The organism is Motilimonas cestriensis (assembly GCF_021295315.1).
In the GTDB taxonomy this organism is placed as follows: domain Bacteria; phylum Pseudomonadota; class Gammaproteobacteria; order Enterobacterales; family CBDFNC01; genus Motilimonas; species Motilimonas cestriensis.
Map to the genome: position 1 here is coordinate 1 of NZ_JAIMJA010000005.1, position 17,666 is coordinate 17,666.

General features: G+C 43.1%; 19 protein-coding genes and 1 pseudogene. 9 read left to right on the forward strand and 11 right to left on the reverse strand.

Annotated elements, in window-relative coordinates:
- Nucleotides 1–361: pseudogene (locus K6Y31_RS05985) on the reverse strand (IS4 family transposase); the annotation flags it as partial.
- 527 nt (nucleotides 362–888) lie between these two features.
- Between K6Y31_RS05985 and K6Y31_RS05990 the strand changes: the two are divergent.
- From K6Y31_RS05990 to K6Y31_RS06020, 7 genes are all read left to right on the forward strand, one after another.
- Complete coding sequence (locus K6Y31_RS05990) at nucleotides 889–1,458, forward strand: type II secretion system protein GspG (protein ID WP_233051903.1); 570 nt, start codon at nucleotides 889–891, stop codon at nucleotides 1,456–1,458.
- A gap of 202 nt (nucleotides 1,459–1,660) precedes the next feature.
- A complete protein-coding gene (locus K6Y31_RS05995; RefSeq protein ID WP_233051904.1) occupies nucleotides 1,661–2,167 on the forward strand; it encodes an endonuclease V in 507 nt (168 codons plus the stop codon).
- Between the two features lie 183 nt (nucleotides 2,168–2,350).
- Nucleotides 2,351–2,953 carry a hypothetical protein gene (locus tag K6Y31_RS06000; protein ID WP_233051905.1) on the forward strand — a complete coding sequence of 201 codons (603 nt, stop codon included), beginning with the start codon at nucleotides 2,351–2,353 and terminating at the stop codon, nucleotides 2,951–2,953.
- A gap of 352 nt (nucleotides 2,954–3,305) precedes the next feature.
- A complete protein-coding gene (locus K6Y31_RS06005; protein ID WP_233051906.1) occupies nucleotides 3,306–3,578 on the forward strand; it encodes a hypothetical protein in 273 nt (90 codons plus the stop codon).
- 16 nt (nucleotides 3,579–3,594) lie between these two features.
- Nucleotides 3,595–3,990 (forward strand): hypothetical protein, encoded by a 396-nt coding sequence (locus tag K6Y31_RS06010; protein ID WP_233051907.1) that lies wholly within the window; start codon nucleotides 3,595–3,597, stop codon nucleotides 3,988–3,990.
- Between the two features lie 182 nt (nucleotides 3,991–4,172).
- Nucleotides 4,173–5,129 (forward strand): alpha/beta hydrolase family protein, encoded by a 957-nt coding sequence (locus K6Y31_RS06015; protein ID WP_233051908.1) that lies wholly within the window; start codon nucleotides 4,173–4,175, stop codon nucleotides 5,127–5,129.
- Between the two features lie 366 nt (nucleotides 5,130–5,495).
- On the forward strand, nucleotides 5,496–6,113 hold the full coding sequence (locus K6Y31_RS06020) for a trimeric intracellular cation channel family protein (RefSeq protein ID WP_233051909.1): 618 nt from the start codon (nucleotides 5,496–5,498) through the stop codon (nucleotides 6,111–6,113).
- A gap of 472 nt (nucleotides 6,114–6,585) precedes the next feature.
- Here the strand turns inward: K6Y31_RS06020 and K6Y31_RS06025 are convergent, their stop codons facing one another.
- The 6 genes from K6Y31_RS06025 to mtnN form a co-directional block, all read right to left on the reverse strand.
- Nucleotides 6,586–7,272 carry an N-acetylmannosamine-6-phosphate 2-epimerase gene (locus K6Y31_RS06025; RefSeq protein WP_233051910.1) on the reverse strand — a complete coding sequence of 229 codons (687 nt, stop codon included), beginning with the start codon at nucleotides 7,270–7,272 and terminating at the stop codon, nucleotides 6,586–6,588.
- Nucleotides 7,269–8,810, reverse strand: coding sequence for a PTS transporter subunit EIIC (locus K6Y31_RS06030; protein ID WP_233051911.1), 1,542 nt, complete (start codon nucleotides 8,808–8,810; stop codon nucleotides 7,269–7,271). The genes K6Y31_RS06025 and K6Y31_RS06030 overlap by 4 nt, the downstream gene beginning before the upstream one ends.
- A gap of 125 nt (nucleotides 8,811–8,935) precedes the next feature.
- On the reverse strand, nucleotides 8,936–9,787 hold the full coding sequence (locus K6Y31_RS06035) for a MurR/RpiR family transcriptional regulator (RefSeq protein ID WP_233051912.1): 852 nt from the start codon (nucleotides 9,785–9,787) through the stop codon (nucleotides 8,936–8,938).
- A gap of 116 nt (nucleotides 9,788–9,903) precedes the next feature.
- Nucleotides 9,904–10,296 (reverse strand): rhodanese-like domain-containing protein, encoded by a 393-nt coding sequence (locus K6Y31_RS06040; RefSeq protein ID WP_233051913.1) that lies wholly within the window; start codon nucleotides 10,294–10,296, stop codon nucleotides 9,904–9,906.
- 28 nt (nucleotides 10,297–10,324) lie between these two features.
- On the reverse strand, nucleotides 10,325–11,293 hold the full coding sequence (locus K6Y31_RS06045; RefSeq protein WP_232801804.1) for a cobalamin biosynthesis protein CobD/CbiB: 969 nt from the start codon (nucleotides 11,291–11,293) through the stop codon (nucleotides 10,325–10,327).
- Nucleotides 11,293–11,991, reverse strand: a complete 699-nt coding sequence (mtnN, locus tag K6Y31_RS06050) for a 5'-methylthioadenosine/S-adenosylhomocysteine nucleosidase (protein ID WP_232801805.1) — start codon at nucleotides 11,989–11,991, stop codon at nucleotides 11,293–11,295. Before mtnN ends, K6Y31_RS06045 begins: the two co-directional genes overlap by 1 nt.
- Nucleotides 11,992–12,477: 486 nt before the next feature.
- Between mtnN and tyrS the strand changes: the two genes are divergently transcribed.
- On the forward strand, nucleotides 12,478–13,758 hold the full coding sequence (gene tyrS / locus K6Y31_RS06055; RefSeq protein ID WP_232801806.1) for a tyrosine--tRNA ligase: 1,281 nt from the start codon (nucleotides 12,478–12,480) through the stop codon (nucleotides 13,756–13,758).
- Between the two features lie 74 nt (nucleotides 13,759–13,832).
- On the forward strand, nucleotides 13,833–14,105 hold the full coding sequence (locus tag K6Y31_RS06060) for a hypothetical protein (protein WP_233051914.1): 273 nt from the start codon (nucleotides 13,833–13,835) through the stop codon (nucleotides 14,103–14,105).
- Between the two features lie 42 nt (nucleotides 14,106–14,147).
- Here the strand turns inward: K6Y31_RS06060 and K6Y31_RS06065 are convergent, their stop codons facing one another.
- From K6Y31_RS06065 to K6Y31_RS06080, 4 genes are all read right to left on the reverse strand, one after another.
- The gene (locus K6Y31_RS06065) at nucleotides 14,148–14,555 is read right to left on the reverse strand and encodes a hypothetical protein (protein WP_232801808.1); all 408 of its coding nucleotides are present in this window, start codon (nucleotides 14,553–14,555) and stop codon (nucleotides 14,148–14,150) included.
- 244 nt (nucleotides 14,556–14,799) lie between these two features.
- A complete protein-coding gene (locus K6Y31_RS06070) occupies nucleotides 14,800–15,462 on the reverse strand; it encodes a MarC family NAAT transporter (RefSeq protein WP_233051915.1) in 663 nt (220 codons plus the stop codon).
- A gap of 208 nt (nucleotides 15,463–15,670) precedes the next feature.
- Entirely contained in the window at nucleotides 15,671–16,081 is a 411-nt protein-coding gene (locus K6Y31_RS06075; protein WP_233051916.1) for a hypothetical protein, read from the reverse strand.
- A gap of 161 nt (nucleotides 16,082–16,242) precedes the next feature.
- Entirely contained in the window at nucleotides 16,243–17,658 is a 1,416-nt protein-coding gene (locus tag K6Y31_RS06080) for an FAD-dependent oxidoreductase (protein ID WP_233051917.1), read from the reverse strand.
- Nucleotides 17,659–17,666: the final 8 nt, after the last annotated feature.

A 17,666-nucleotide genomic window follows, 5' to 3' on the forward strand; every position in this document is an offset into this window, starting at 1 on the left:
CGGAGCGGCCCTGCAAAGCAACCGAAGCCCGCAATGCCACAAGTCTTTTCTGCTCACGAATATCAGACCAATCTACCAAAATAACCGGCATTGGATTACCCGAGCAGATAAAGCTAGCATGCCAGCGATAAACAGCAAGGCGCTCATGATGAAGGTGGCGGTTGCCTAATAAGCGATCCATGCGCTTGATGTTATGTTTTGCTCTGGACTTGGTGGGTAAATTGCGTCCCAGTTCAGTTAATGTGAGGGCTTTACTGTTGAGTAAAGCTCGGCATGCCAGCGTCATGGTGTTAAGGCGCTTTAAATGAAGTTCAGGGCAGAATTGGTAAAGAGAATCGTGTAAAATCTTAAGTTCGCGCATCTTTCTGTTTGGTTTTTTGTGTTTTGGCGAATTCATTAGATCATACGGAAAGATGCCATTCTACTTAAATTTATGATTTTTAATGAAATCATCAGGGGATTCCTCAGTGTTTAGTTGGAGAGTCATGTATTTACTATTTACTTCGTTTCCATTTGTTACTCAACTACTCATTCTGTGTGTTTTAGCTAATTCACTGATGAGTAAAACTATTAATGTTAAAAGAGTAAAATTACTCTTAGAAGTAACTAAATACCAGTCAGTGTTGTTCATATTTATTGGCACAATTTTCACCTATTTTAATTTAATTGAGGCTTGGTTTAAGGTGCCCAACAACTATGGATATGGCTTCGCTTTAGCTGGGTGGATAGCATTTCCTTTAATCTATAAAGGAAAGCTGTATTTAGCGACTAAAACAACAGTTTAAACTGTATGTTTGCTTGTGATAAAACAGCTAACAGATAAGAATAGGTGTCGCCTACGGCGCACCTGATTTAGGCGTTAACTAGGCTGCAAGGATTATAAAGTAAATGGAAGATGTTCAACAGAATATGAATCAACAACAAAAGTCACCGGGTTGTTTGGGCTTCGTAATTGGCGGAATGTCATTTATTCCGTTAATTGGAGTATTTTTTGGTATTGTCGCGATCGTTTGGGGATTCGCAATAAAGAGTACAAAGCTTAAAATTGTTGGCTTTGCCGGTATTTTATTTACGGTTGTTGTCTATGGTGCTCTTGGGTACTTCGGGTTCGTTGAAAAGGGGGGCGTATATGATGATCTCCGAACAAGCCTTGCTAAAAGCACATTAAGTAGTGCGGTCCAAGCTATTGAGTTTTACAAAGTTCAACATGGTCATTACCCCGCTTCATTAGAAACACTTGAAAATTCATTACCTGAAAATTCGATGGTGTTTTTGCAAGATCCGAGTTTGGTAGAAAGCAGCGATTCTAAGTACTTCTATTATGTTTTAATTAATGAGAATGAATATCACATTAGAGCCTACGGACGTGACGGTATATTGAACACTAATGATGATGTATTGCCTGAGCCGATTGAAAACATTGGTTTGGTTGTTAATTACACGCCTGTAAGTAACTAGTGACATAAGCAGCCGACCATACAAATTTGGGGCTGGTTGGCTAAAGGTTGGTCGATACTGAAGAAGGGCTCAATTATAGGGCCGGATCGTACTTTGTTTGAGCCTTTAACATATGCTTTCCGGCAAAATAACCATATATTAACGCCTGACGAATAGCCTTTTGGATCCTGATGATGACGATGACAGAGTGCAATAATTTACAATGAAGCTAGTAATAGATGTTCACTACAATAACAATGAGTTCGCAGTGGCATCTGGGGTGCTATTTTCTGATTGGGAATCTTCATCTTATACCAGTAAGTTAAGTGTCAAGATTAATGACATTGAACCATATCAACCAGGCAGTTTTTTCAAAAGAGAATTGCCTTGTATTTTGGCCCTGCTTAACGAGATCAAAGATGACGTTGAAGTCATCGTGATTGATGGTTATGTCACCCTTGGGGAGGCGCGACAAGATGGGCTAGGCTCTCATCTTTACAATAACTTGAATACAAAAGTCCCGATAATTGGTGTAGCAAAAAACAGATTTGCTGGAACGCCAGAGCAATGTGAAGTTTTACGCGGTACCAGTAAAAAGCCCCTTTATGTAACAAGTATCGGTATTAGCCAGTCTGAAGCGAAGAAGTTTATCCAACAGATGCACGGTGAATATAGAGTTCCAACTTTACTTAAACTAGTCGACTCTGAGTGTAGAAATGAAATTACTTAAAAAGCCGCTGTCATCCAGCTTCTGGTTGAGTACGAGTTATGTCTACATCCTTTAGACATGCTTTCTGCTAGCCAAATTGTTGTATTGAATATAGATTTTTTTATTTCCCCGTGTAAAATCTATGTCAACTTTTTGTGTTGAATCAAGTTGACACATTATTACGGATTTTTTTAAGGGAATATAATGAAAAAACGTATCTTTCTAGCTGTACTGTTGGCGGCGACTATGGCCGGATGTGGCAGTACTGCGGATCAATCCCGCTCAGAGCTAAACCAGCAAATTGCCCCCGCCATTCACCAGCCTACTGGCATCAACGCACCCGGTAACGTTGATGATCTTAGTCGTGTACTAATGACTAATTACAACGAGATAAGCCAAAGCAGCAGCATTTCTTATGGCAACGATCTGATGACGATCACTTCCTCCTTTCGCGATCCCGATATTGATGCCAATCTTTATTTGGATTTAGGTAAGCAGATGCTTACTCAGTCGTCAGGTGTTAATCGCGTTTTATTTGATGGCAGTTCGACTCTTGTTATCAATGGCAGAGAGCTGCAAGGTTGGTCATATCGAGGCTATGACGTCACTAAGGCTAAAGGGGATACAGATCTTCACCTAGCGGTATTGGAAAGCGTATCTGTTTATCAATATGGTAATTATCTAGTTAAGGTAAGAAGTAGCAGCCAGTCTTTTCTTGGTGGGGAATATACCGATAAGTCATTAGTGCTTATCTCAGATAAAGAAAGCAAAGTACTTAGTGCGTTATTAGCCTCAATCCCTAATTAATGTGCTGCCCCGATTAACCAAGCGGAAGCATTGGGCTAAAAACCGAAAGAATAAAGGGGGACGCCCAGTGCGCCGAGATAAATCGGTAGAAGGATTGGAGTGGCAAGCCCTCTGACTGGTAATACCTAGCAAGTCGCCAGAACCCCAACTCATGGGCCTGTTATCGTGAGATAACAGGTTAAGTGATGATAGGGGAAGCCATAGGCTAAGTATTGAGCTGCGTAATCACTCTTTATGTGTGTCGACCTTGTTGGGTGATAGGGAAACCAATATGACGGTTGGTGTTACTGAAAATCAACCGTTGGCACATCGTAGTTGAGCACCTTACGCATGTGGTGATGTCTTCTAAAGTGTGGATGAACAAGACTGGCAGGGTTATGCTGGAGAACTCGCTCAGCATTTGCCACGTCTGCATCAGCATGTGCAATCGGGGCGCTATCGAGCAAAGGCGATCAAACGCGAGTGGATTCCTAAGGCGGGTGGCTGTCAGCATCAAGTCCTCGATGCGGTATACATGGCCGCCAGTGTGAAAACGCCATATAGAGCTAAGGTTAGTTTGAGTGTGAGGCTAGAAGTGTTCTATAAGTTACTCAATACTTTTCTATTTATTGGCTGCTTCTCATAGTGCTAGAGGTAAGAACATGAAATGCTTAATATCTTTCATTTTAATCATACTTTATGTCCCGCTTTTGCAGGGGGAAGAGCAGCCTGAGCTGACTCGCTTCATAATGGATTACCCTCACGGAGAAGAAAGAATTTTATCAAACAGCGATGGTGCCGCGTATTTATACTACGGTGCTCATCCAAGTGCACAAGTGATAAAAAAAGGGACGTTTTCACCACTGAGTTTATATCACCAATTCAAGGCGCATTTACAGGAAAACCAGCCAGGGGAAAAGCGATCAGATTCAAATGCTATTTATGGCATGGTAACGCTGGTGTACAGCGATGGTAGTACGTCTTCCCACCTTATTTTTGATGTAAAAAGTTTAGCTGAACGCGTATTTAGAAAGGCCCATGACAATATTGTTCAGTGATATTTTCCCCTTTTCCCCCTAATTTTAGAGTCATTACTGATGAAAGATCGAGTGGCTAATATCTGACGCTTTAGGGGGACGCTTCATGCCGCAATGGTTGTGAAAACGACGGGTGGTGTATTTAAAAACTTTAAAAAACAACTTATTATACATTGTCTTAGAATGGATATTGGAGTGACTTCATGAAGTATCGACTACTCGCCATACTTTTAATGGCTTTTAATATTAACGCACTTGCTGACTCTGTAGATGCCACCACACTGACAACGAATCGAGCAGATGGCACGAAAATAAATTACTACCTAATTGATCAAAAAGAAGACAGCAAAAGTGATACCTTGTTGCTCATCTTGCAAGGTTCAGATTGTAATAGTGCTCTGAATATCAAATCCATTTTTACGGATTACAAAAATATTTGGCCACAGTCTGATCTTTTATTAATCGAAAAATATGGCATTGATAAAAGTTTAGTTTACAGCGCTGATGCGGAGCGTAAAGACTGTCCAACAGCCTACTTAAAGAAAGATAACCCGAAGCAGCGAGTTGAAGACATCGCCGCTGTGCTAAGTACGATAAATAAAGAGCGTAATTATGACAACTTGGTTGTTATCGGGGGAAGCGAAGGTGCAGTGATCGCCAACTTACTTGCTGCAAGTAATCATGATGTGGATGCGACTATTTCTTTTAATGGTGGCGGGCAATGGTTTATTGATGATGTATTACATAGCATCAGTTCTGAGCAGACAGATGTTGATAAAACTAAGGAAAGCGTTGAGGGCTTTAAAGGCTTTGCTCAACACATATTAAATAGTGAACCGTTTGATATTGAAGTGAGTGGTCATGGTTATAATTGGTGGCGGCAGATGCTATCAATTGATCAGCTTAGTACACTGAAAAGTGTTAATACGCCTTTGCTCATCGTACAAGGGGGGATTGATAAGTCTGTGTCACCGCAAAAAGTGACAGACATGATGTCTGAGCTACAAAAATCAGGCAAAGAAAACATCGAATTTCGTTTTTATGAAAATCTAGATCACCGCTTTAACAATTCTGCAGGCCAAGAGCAGTTAGCAAACGTCATTACTGACATGAATAGCTGGCTAAAAAAAACGCTAAATGCAGACCAAACACATGAATGAGCCACTCGTGGCTGCATCTTTTAGCAAGGGGCGTAAATTCTTTTTCAAGAGTTGTTATTATGCTGCCTGCCACCTTAACCGTTATTAACGCAGTTGCGGCGCCAATGGTGATGTATTCTGTCTAGGGTCAAGTTGGGCCCTAATGAAGCAATCATTGGCAGGCCTGAGCTTTGTTTAAGTCGGGCTCGGTTAAACTGTATTAAATAAGTTAGTGGCAATTTATTTTTTATTGTTATTGCTTTGGTTTGTTTAAATGCTGTTTATTGGTTTTATTTGCAGTGTAAGGTTCTTTATTTCTCGTTTTTTGTGGGCTTTATATCTACAATGCCCCCTTTATTTTGCGAAGAAAATTTAAGCGATCGAACCATGTTACTAAGCATTATTTACATTATTGGAATTACCGCAGAAGCAATGACTGGTGCGCTCAGCGCTGGTCGAAGAAACATGGATTGGTTCGGTGTCATGCTTGTTGCGAGTGCAACGGCAATCGGTGGGGGCAGTGTAAGAGATATTTTATTGGGTAACTATCCTTTAACTTGGGTCGCGCACCCTGAATATTTATTGATCACTTGTGTCGCAGGCATAGTGACCACTTGGTTGGCAAAGTGGGTTGTAAAATTTAAAGGAGTGTTTATGCGCTTAGATGCGCTCGGGCTGGCAGCATTTAGCATCATAGGTTGCCAAGTTGGACTAAACATGGGGTTACACTACGGTATTTGTGTCGTGGCAGCTATTGTCACGGGGGTATTTGGTGGCCTGCTGCGCGATTTAATATGCCGTCAAACGCCACTGGTTTTGCATCAAGAATTGTATGCTTCTGTGGCATTAATTGTTGCTTGCTTGTACTTAACGTTAGCGCATTTCGCCATTGATGAAAGCATCTCAATTATCGCCAGTTTATTGGTTGGCTATTTAGTCCGTATGGCTTCGGTTCGATTTAAATGGCGTCTACCTAGGTTTAACTTATTAGAGACTGCAAGGTAAAACACTTTGGCCTTGCAGTTACGGCATTTGGCTTGGTGATGTTGTTTCGCGCGGTGGCAAGAGGATACATCAACTTGGGTAGGCTAAATTAAGGTGCTAAGAACCAATAACAAGCAGCCATGTTGAACAGGTACCTTAGAAAGGGCATTTACCGTGGCTTACTTATCGAGCCTTCTTTGGTGATGGTATTTATCTGATATAGGCTAATTAATGAACTATAAGACGTTATTATTTTTTTGTTTGGGCTCGGTGAGTGCTGTTGTCGGCACAGCTCTTTATAATGGCGATCAGGATTGGCTATTGGTTCTTTATACCATCATTGGTATCTCGCTCATTTCTTTGCTGTTGGCGGGAATACTTTTTCTGTGTGGCAAGGCTAAGTGAGCTATCTGCTTGGCAGCGTTCAACTTAATATTGTTAATATTACAAAAAAGCCACTTCGAAAAGTGGCTTTTGTCTTAGAAAGGAGGAGTTACTTCATTGCTGAAATGAACTGCTCTGTGATCTGTTTCGGACGGGTAATTGCTCCTCCCACAACAACCCCGTGACAACCTATTTCTAGGCAACGCTTGGCCATTTCCGGTGTTTTTACATTGCCTTCTGCAATCACAGGTGCTTTTACTTGAGTAAGCAATTCTCTTAGAAATTGAAAATCGTTCGAAAACAACTTGCAGCCTTTGGTGTTCCCGGTGTAGCCATGAAGGGTTGATGAAATACAGTCAAACCCTAACTTGTCCGCTTCTATAGCATCCGCCAATGTTGCTATATCAGCCATGAGCAGTATCCTTGGATACTTAAGGCGAATTGCCTTAACAAGACTTGCTAGCGTTTCGCCCTTAGGTCGAGCCCTGTTAGTGGCATCTAGCGCAATCATGTCTGGCGCAATAGTCATTAACTCATCGACTTCGCTCATTGTTGCGGTGATAAACACTTCCGAATCGCTGTAATCACGTTTTACTATGCCAATAATAGGCAAGTTAACTGTATTTTTGATTTCGATTATGTCTTTCACTGAGTTTGCTCGAATGCCCACTGCACCGCCTTGTTTAGCTGCAAGTGCCATACGGCCCATGATGAAATCACTATGAAGTGGTTCGCTCTCAAGAGCTTGGCACGAGACTATCAAGCCTTTTTTAGTTCTCGTAAAGAAATCATTCATAGCCCTAATAATTCCTCTAATTCATTTTTAACTATGGTGACATGAGGACCGTAAATGACTTGGACTCCGTTACCTTTAATGACAACAGCGATCGCCCCCGTTGTTTTTAATCCTGCTTCATCAACCTTCGCAGCATCATTTAGCGTTAGGCGCAATCGAGTTGCGCAGCAATCAACGTCTTTGATATTACGAGCATTACCAAGGTGCTTAACAATGGCGCTGGCGCGAGCAGTACCAGAAATATCGCTTGCTTCGGCCTGCTGCTCATCTTCACGCCCAAGGGTTTTGAGGTTGAATTTTGCAATGGTGAAGCGAAATACAAAATAGTAAAGGAAGAACCAAGCCGTACCAATAACCGGAACTGCCATCCAGTTCGTTTTAGCTTGACCTTGCAATACACCGAACAAAATGAAATCAATAAAGCCGCCTGAAAAGGTTTGGCCTATTGTTATTTCGAACATATGAGCAAGCATAAATGCGAAACCATCGAATATGGCGTGGATGATATACAGAACGGGGGCGACGAATAAGAAAGAAAACTCCAATGGCTCTGTAATACCGGTCAGGAATGAAGTTAAAGCCGCTGATAGCATTAGGCCACCCACCCGTACTTTGTGCTCAGGTTTTGCACAATGGTAGATAGCAAGCGCAGCGCCCATTAGGCCAAACATCATCGTGATAAAACGCCCAGACATGAAGCGAGACGTACCGATAAAGTATTGCTGTACAGATGGATCTGCTAACTGTGCAAAGAAAATTCGCTGCGTACCTTCAACCATTACACCGTTAACGACTTCTGAGCCGCCAAGCGCGGTTGTCCAAAAAGGAAGGTAGAAAATATGGTGTAGACCGAACAGGCCAAGCATGCGAAGGGTGAAACCATAAAGTAAGGTACCTATGTATCCTGTTGTTTCTATTAAGCCACCTAGTCCAAAGATACCCGATTGAATTTTTGGCCAAATCATGAACATCACAGCGCCCAAAATAATCGCAGAGAATGCTGAAACGATTGGAACAAAGCGTGAACCACCGAAGAAACCAAGGAACTTTGGAAGTTCTATCTTGTTATATCGAGCGTGTAAAAAATTAGCCATGATACCTACGACTACACCACCAAATACCCCTGTATCGAGAGTTTGAATGCCTAAGATCATACCCTGGCCAACCGCTCCTAAATTACCCGTTGCTAAACTACCTTGAAGCGACAACATCGAGCCAATCGTTGCATTCATTACCAAATAAGCAAGTAAGGCGGCAAGCCCAACCGTGCCCTTATCCCCTTTTGCCAAGCCCACAGCAACGCCGACCGCGAATAGCACAGGAAGGTTACCAAATACGATAGCGCCAGCTGCTGTCATAATGGTGAATATAGCTTGTAGGAACTCCAAATCCAAAAATGGATATGCGACGAGAGTATTAGGATTTGATAATGCACCACCTATACCGAGTAATAGGCCAGCGGCGGGGAGAACAGCAATAGGAAGCATAAATGACTTCCCGAATTTTTGTGCAGTTTCAAAGAAAGTAGACTTTGGCATGGAAACTAAACTCCGTTAATTTGTTTTGTGTGGAGTATAATTCCACTTGCTGGTGTATTAATCCATCACGAATGAATTAATTCATGACACTAATCACAGAATTACAAGGGGAGATGTAGGGGAAATTACATGATAGATTGCGTTGTTTTAAGTTTACTGCTGCGCGCACCTTCAAGATCTGAGCGAACCAGCTCAGTATAAAGTAGATCAAGAACAAATATTTGAGCCACTTTTGTGCCAATAGAGTCGCCTTGTAACCAGTTCTCACGATTTCCGTTAACAAGTACTTTATCTGCGTAATTACAAATAGTTGAACGTGAATTATGAGTTAGAGCAACGGTAAATGCGCCCATTTCTTTTGCTATTCGAAGTGCTTTGATCGTCTCTGGAGACTCTCCTGAGTGTGAAATAGCAATAACAACATCATCGGCACAAAGTAATGATGCTTTCATATACATAAAGTGATTATTTGCAATAGCATCTACGTTATAGCCGATCCGCATCAGTTTATTCTTTGCTTCTTCTGCTGTTACGCCAGAGGAGCCCACGCCAAAGAAGGTGGTTGATGATGAGTGATTAATGGCGTCTGAGACTTGATGTAATATATCAAAATCTAATAGCGCACGAGTTTCGGAGAGTACTTGTTGTAACACCAGTTGGAGTTTTTCTCCAATAAGCTCCATATCATCTGTCAGGTCTATTTCGTTCGATAATAAGGCCGGTTGTGGTGTCTTATTCTTCGCCAGCGAGACCGCTAACAACATCTTAAATTCTTGAAAACCCGAATAGCCGATCTTTTTACAAAAACGTATTAAGCTGGCTTCGCCTACGCCAGATGAGTTAGCAAGCTCGGAGGTTGATAAATTGGTTACCTGTTGTGGATTTTCTAGAATAAAGTCAGCGACCCTTTGTGCCGATGCGGTTAGGCTATTTCTAACGCTTCGAATACTAGCCAAAACATCTTTAGTGTTTTCCATTTTGTAGCCTTAATCAATTTCTATTGGGTAGTACTTAGTCTCCAGGGAAGCTGAAGACCTTATTTTCTGTCGCTTCCGAAAGATGTCCTAGAGATGTTGTAAGCTTATTAATCTGGTTACTCAATCACCTCAACTGGCAACCCTTTAGCTTGCCAGCCCAGCATATCGCCTTCTAGGTGTGACACCTTTAACAACCCATTGCTCATTAACACGTCTTCAGCAATGGCGGCGCGGCGGCCTGAGCGGCAGTAAACCACTATCTCGGTATCTTTATCTAGGCTAGCTAACTGTTGGTCTAATTGGTCGTATGGGATATTAATTGCGCCTTTAATATGACCTTGGGCAAATTCGGCAGGGGTGCGCACATCTAACAATTGCATTGGCTTTTCTGATTGCTGCCAAGCCACTAACTCGCTTTGGCTGACGACTGGCACGCTGTTTTTAGCCACAGTACTGTGGGTGAAAAGAATAATAAGTGTTAATAAGCAAGCATTTAATAAAGCTTTCATGAGTTAATCCTTGTAACCGCGTTGAGTGTTAGTAGCGGGGCTGCTGTATTAGCCACCAGCAAATATTCAGTACAACATAAACAATTATCCATAACCAAGCGGCGTGATTTAAACGTTGCTTTAATGGTGTTAAATGGCCTTGGCTAATGATGTCACCCGTGCCCATTAACGCAAAACGTACCTTGATGGTTTCATACATACGCGCGCCGCCAAGTTGTATTTTTAAGCTACTGGCTAAGGCTGAAATAACCAAGCCGGAGCTTAACATTGGCCAGCTGGCACCTTGGTGAAATAGGTTTTTTAAGGCGTAGCGGGTGTTGCCATAACAACTTAAGGTGAATGCGAGTAATAAACAGGGAATGAAGCTCACTGTTTGGTAAGCTTGTTGTGCGGCGATGCCAAAATGGCGAAAACGTGTTTTTTTTCTGTTCCAATAAAAATTACACAGCTGTAATAGTCGGCAGGCCAGTGCGCCATAAATACCGGCAACGGCAAACCAAAAGAACACCACAAACCAACGATGGGCTAAATGTAACGGCAGGCTTTCGGCGGCCGCTTTTTGCAGGCCTAACTGCGATAGGGCATCTACATCACGCAAAGTAATAAGATCCAAGTTATTTCGTGCTTGGCTTTTGTCGGTTACAAGTAAAGACTGTCGGCTGTGGTCAAACGCGGTGACATAAGCGCGCCATTCAAATAAAAACAGCAATAATAGAAAATCAAAAAATTCAGCAAATATCAGCACTTCTTTCAGTGCCACGACAAGGGCAAGACTGGGCAATATCACTAACATTAATGCGAGCAAGCCAGCGAGTTGTTGTTGCGAAAAACTATTGCTTGGATTGGCAACCTTGTTACCCAGTAATTGTAATATATGGCCAGCGCCTGTGGCGGGGTGGTAGCGTAGCGGCAGGGGAAAAAATAATGATGCCAATGCAGCTAATAACAGCATTAGCTGATTGGGCATCATTTGGTATAGCTCAAGTAAGCTAGGCATTAGCCGAGACGCTTAACCATTTCCGCAATCATTAAGCTTGAGTGTTTCGCGGCTACCACTAGGTATTCATCAAATGATTGGCTTGATTCTTTACCAGCGATGTCAGACAGCGAACGAATGATCACAAATGGCACGCTAAATTGATGACAAACCTGTGCAATGGCCGCGGCCTCCATTTCAACTGCCGCCATGGTGGGGAAGTTGTTACGGGCGTATTCCACTTTTACTGGATCGGCCATAAAAGTATCGCCAGTACAAATTAAGCCTTCAATCACCTTTACCTGTTCATCAACGGCGGCAACCGAGTCTTTCGCTACTTGCACTAACTTCGCATCGGGTAAAAATGCTGCTGGCAGTTGTGGTACTTGGCCTATTTCATACCCAAAGGCGGTTACGTCAACATCGTGATAACGCACTTCAGATGAGATCACCACATCGCCTACTTGTAGCGCTTGATCGTAACCGCCCGCAGAGCCGGTGTTAATCACAGTATCGGGTTGGTATAGCTCAAGTAATAAGCTAGTTGCTACCGCAGCAGCCACTTTACCTATGCCTGATTTAGTTAAAATTACTTCCACGCCGTGTAGTTTACCGCGGTAAAATTCACAGCCTGCGATGGTTTTGGTTTCTACTTGTTCAAGTTGTGCGCGCAGTAGTTCAACTTCTTGTTCCATTGCGCCGATAATGCCTATTTTCATCTTGATGATTCTGCTATGTAAAATAATTAACTGGATATTAGCATATACCCAATAAACTTGAAGATGCATGTTTCAGAGCACTGCCATGTTTTCAATACTAGGCACGCTAATGCAGGAATGTAGACACCTTTTAAATGAGCGTAACAACACTTTTTGATTTGAAATCAGGGAAACACGGCGGCGCTCCCAAAGGGCAAGTTTTACACGCGTTAATGCTGCGTTATTGATTTTAATAAGGGGAAAGCCATTACCTGCAATCAATGCCTTACCTAAACGCGTGTAAAATCTTGCTGAAATCAAGCATCTCTAGGTTGGGTATGAGCAAAATTGATAGAAACGCCATCCGCTTACAACAATCGCTTAAATGCGGCAGAAAAAGCCACGAAAAACCATAAACAAGCGGGGTTTGGCCTGTTTTTTGTCAGGTCAAATGTGTAAAATCGAGCCCCATTTTGGATTTAAGCAACTTAAAATACAGGTTTCGCGATGACAGCAACAAATGAACTATTGAAAGACTTACAAGCCCGTGGGCTGATTGCACAGTGTACCGCTGATGAAGAATTAGCTGAGCACCTTTCAACAGGTTGTCGCACTTTGTATTGTGGCTTCGATCCCACTGCCGACAGCCTACACATAGGTAGCCTAGTACCACTATTGGTACTAAAGCGTTTTCAGCAGTTTGGCCATAAGCCATTAGCCCTAGTTGGCGGCGCAACGGGCTTAATTGGTGACCCAAGTTTTAAAGCAGCAGAGCGTCAGCTAAACACCACCGATGTAGTGGAAGGCTGGGTAGAAAAAATTAAAGCACAGGTCAGCGCCTTTGTTGATTTTAATGAATCAGAGAACGGCGCCGAGGTGGTTAACAACCTAGATTGGATCGGTAAGATTGATACCATCACCTTTATGCGTGACATAGGTAAATACTTCAGCGTTAACGCGATGATCCAAAAAGAGTCGGTTAAACAGCGCATTGAGCGTGAAGGTTCGGGTATCTCATACACTGAATTCAGTTACATGCTGTTGCAGTCGTATGACTTTGCGGCGCTAAACCGTGATAAGAACTGTACTTTGCAAATCGGCGGTTCAGATCAGTGGGGTAACATTACCGGCGGCACTGAATTAACTCGTCGCATGAACAAAAACCAGGTGTTTGGTTTAACGTTGCCATTGGTAACAAAATCAGACGGCACTAAGTTTGGTAAAACTGAGTCTGGCACCATTTGGTTAGATGAGAACAAAACTTCATCTTACTCTTTTTACCAGTTTTGGTTAGGCACGGCTGATGCTGACGTGTACAAGTTCCTACGTTACTTTACTTTCTTAAGCATTGAAGAAATTGCAGCCATTGAAGAAAGTGATAAGGCGATTCAAGGTCGCCCTGAAGGCCAGCAAGTGCTTGCTCGTGAAGTCACCCGTTTAGTTCGCGGTGAAGAAGGCCTAGCCTCAGCTGAGCGTATTACTGGCGCCTTGTTCTCTGGCGATTTAACCTCACTGAGTGAGTCAGATTTAACCCAACTTGCTTTAGATGGCTTGCCAATCACTGAAGTAGAAGGTGATTCACTTTCTCTGGTTGAGCTATTAACTTCTTCAGAGCTTGCTAAGTCAAACAAGATGGCACGTGAGTTTATCGGTAATGGCGCGGTATCGGTTAATGGTGAAAAAGTAGCTGATACTGAAGCTGTATGTAATAAAGCAGACGCTATGTACGGCAAATTTACCTTAATCAAGCGCGGTAAAAAACTATTTAACTTATACATCTGGAAGTAATACTTGCCGGTAGATAAGTGAGTAAAAGGAGAAGCTAAGCTTCTCCTTTTTTGTTTGTGAAATTGGAGCGAGCAGTGAGCAAACCCAGTTGCGAGCAAGTCCTTCAGGAAGTGATAGCTAAAGTAAAAGCAGAATTTCCGTTTCATGCGCCCGAGTCGAGCATTTGCAGCGACCATTGTGAGGTCTGCACTAAGAAGCTATTAGAGCTGGTGGAAATGGAGATTATTGGCTGGCAAACCCGCTTATACCAAGGTGATAAGCCTAACTTTGCCGAGTTAAATCAATTTGTTAAGTTATGTAAAAACGTGCGCCGAGCACTGGTGCGTAATGGCCTATTAGTTAAATAGTCAAGTAATTAAGGGCTGTTATCAGCCCATGTTGTAAAAAGCTTACTGTTGAAACTCCGCCACTTGTTCTTTGTTTTCAGGATCAAGTAGAGGATCTTGGTTAATGAGCTTAATCCGACGAATATCTTCTATGCGAAAAATAAGATTACCTGAGTCTTCGGCATCTTTGTAATCATGAACCCGATCATCATCACCCCAGTAACGCACTTGCTTCATTAACACAAAGCCACTGCTTAAACGGTTATTGCTTACCTGCTCGTATAGGGATTTAGCGACATTACCGTAGTAATAATAAGTTTCCATGCCATCATTTTCTTCTGGCACGTTAAATTGGGCAAACACCCAAACGCGCTCTTCACTGACATTACTAGTGGCGGCATCCACTTCTTCGGAAAAGCGGCAGCCTGAAAGTAGGGTGAATACACACAGTAATAGCACTTTTAGTTTCATTATTTATCCTTGGTAACGTTAATCCTGACATTATCAGCTAATTAGTCCGTAAAAGTCGATGATGTTCTTATGATATGTCAGGTCTTTTGGATAACAATTGTTGGTAACTTGACGCTGAGGAGGTGATAACACCCTTATCGCCCCTGCTCGGATTAACATCTAACACTTTAACTGCGTAATGTTACATATGAGAGGGGCGCAAGCAGGCTTGTTTACATACTGCGGTTATCACCAAGGAAATAGGTCACGCCACTGATGGTAACGTGGCTTGAAGTTCAAGGTAAATTTCAGTGAAGCCATTAACGCAGAACTGCACGCCCATACAAACCAACAAAAAGCCCATGATCCGCGTAAAGGCATCAATCCCATTGGTGCCTAATAGTTTTAACGTTGGATACGCCATGCTTAATATAAACCAAGCAATCATGCTCATTCCGGCAAAGCCTAATATTGCGCCAATATAAACACTTGGTATATTAACGTCATTAGGAAGGCTGGCTATTTCGGCTGCGCCACTGATGATTAAGGCCATGGTGCCTGGACCACACATGCTCGGAATGGTTAATGGTACAAAAGCAATAGATGAAGGGGTATCCGTTTCAACATTGCTCACCGGTTTTGGGAATAACATGCCAAAACCAATTGCGCCAATGATCAGGCCGCCACCTAATCTAAGGCTGGGTACCGAAATACTAAATATGTCGAGAATTGAAGAGCCGATAAACAAGGTGATCGATAGGGTAAAAAACAATATTAGGCTGGCAAGGCGAGCTTGCGAGGCAATATATTGTTTGGTACGCCCCTTACTTAAGCCAAGTAACAATGTGGCGGTGGTCGGCGGGTTGACCATCGGCAGTAAAGCTAAAATGGTCAGCGATGCCACTCTAAAGATAGTTTCAAAATCCATGGAAGATACTCAGGTTATAGTAGGGTCAATATTATTCATCTGCATTCGAACGATGCCAAAACGCGATTAGTAGGGGATTGAAATAAGCGGGCTGATTATTGCCACTCTTTGGTTGATTTGCAAGTGCCGTAATGATGTTGTAATTGCAAATAAAGAGCCTTACAAACTCACTTGGTGTTGGCAAACCAGTTGACTGTACTAAATCTAGTTATTGCCACTCTTTGGTTGATTTACAAGTGCCGTAATATTGCTTAGCAAATAAAGAGCCTTGTAAACTCACGCGGTGACTGGAGTGAACGGAATTCAAATGGCGATCGATGGAGGTCACGAGCACTTCACCGGTACTGGTTTCATCAATAAAGGCGGCGCCATTACCTTTGTAAACAAGTTTAACCTGTTTAATTGAGCCGTTGTCGGCAATGATAAATCCAGTCGGACCTGTTGGGTCTATTTCAAATTTAAGCTTGAGTTCGTCGTTACTTAGGCCAAATTTATCGCTGTAACGGCTATAAGTGCAATCGATAATGGGATTAGCGCCGATGGCCGCGAAGACTTGAGAGCAGGGCAGGGCTGCGAGCATGATCAGGGTTTTGACAGAAAGTGATAACTTGCCTTTCATAAATTAATCTCGTTATTTCATTTAACATCATCATATTGTAAGTGTGATGAACGTGAGCTGAACATATCACACCCGATAGGCATCTAACACTTAAAAACTGGATGTTAGATGCCTAGATGCCTAGATGCCTAGATGCCTAGATGCGGGTTAGAGGTTAATGGTTACACGCCAAGATAATCCATAATACCATCACCTGCTTTGCGGCCTTCGTCAATGGCGGTTACCACCAAGTCTGAGCCGCGTACGGCATCGCCGCCAGCGAAGATTTTTTCATTACTGGTTTGAAACGCAAAGGCGCCTTTTGCTGGCGCTTTAATGCGTTGCCACTGATCAAGGTCGACCCCATGTTGGCCAAGCCAAGGGGCAGGGCTGGGCTGAAAACCAAACGCCATGATGATGGCATCCGCCGCGAGTACTTCGTCAGAGCCTTCGATTGGTTCAGGGCGACGACGGCCATTTTGATCCGGCTCGCCAAGCTTGGTTTTAATAATCTTAACCCCAGACACTTCACCTTGGTCGTTAAGCTCAATGGCAGTAGGCTGCACGTTAAAAATAAACTCGACGCCTTCTTCTTTGGCGTTTTGTACTTCGCGTTTTGAGCCGGGCATATTGGCTTCATCACGGCGATAAGCACAGTACACATTTTGTGCGCCTTGACGAATTGAAGTGCGAACGCAGTCCATGGCGGTATCACCGCCGCCGAGCACCACTACTTTTTTACCTTTCATGTCAATAAAATCAGCGGGTGAGTTTTCAAACCCCATTAAACGATTAATGTTCGAAACCAAAAAGGGCAGGGCATCGTATACGCCGGGCGCACTTTCGTTTTCCAGACCGGCACGCATGTTGGTGTAAGTGCCGGTGGCGACAAATACCGCGTCATGCTGGCTGAGTAAATCTTCAAAGGCGATATCCTTACCGACATCGACGCTGAGCTTGAATTCAATGCCCATTGAAGCGAACACTTCTCGGCGGCGGATCATCACTGATTTTTCCAGCTTAAATGGCGGAATGCCAAACGTAAGTAGGCCACCAATTTCCGGGTAGCGATCAAACACCACGGCTTTGACGCCGCCACGCGCTAATATATCGGCGCAAGCAAGGCCAGCAGGCCCCGCGCCAATAATGGCTACTTTTTTATCAGTGGCAACCACTTGTGACATATCAGGACGCCAACCCATTTCAAAGGCTTTTTCGGTAATGTATTTTTCTACGTTACCGATGGTCACCGCACCAAAATCATCGTTTAAGGTACAAGCCCCTTCACATAATCTGTCTTGTGGACACACGCGGCCACACACCTCGGGCAAGCTATTGGTTTGGTGACATAGCTCGACCGCTTCTAAAATCTTGCCTTCGGTCGCCAACTTTAACCAATTAGGAATGTAGTTATGCACCGGACATTTCCACTCACAATATGGGTTACCACATTCGATGCAGCGATCCGACTGCATTTGCGCTTGGCTATCGTTGAAGGGTTTGTAAATTTCAATAAACTCTTCTTTGCGCACGGTGATCGGTTTCTTCGGCGGATCAATGCGTTGTACGTCGATAAATTGAAAGACATTCTGGCTCATAATAATTC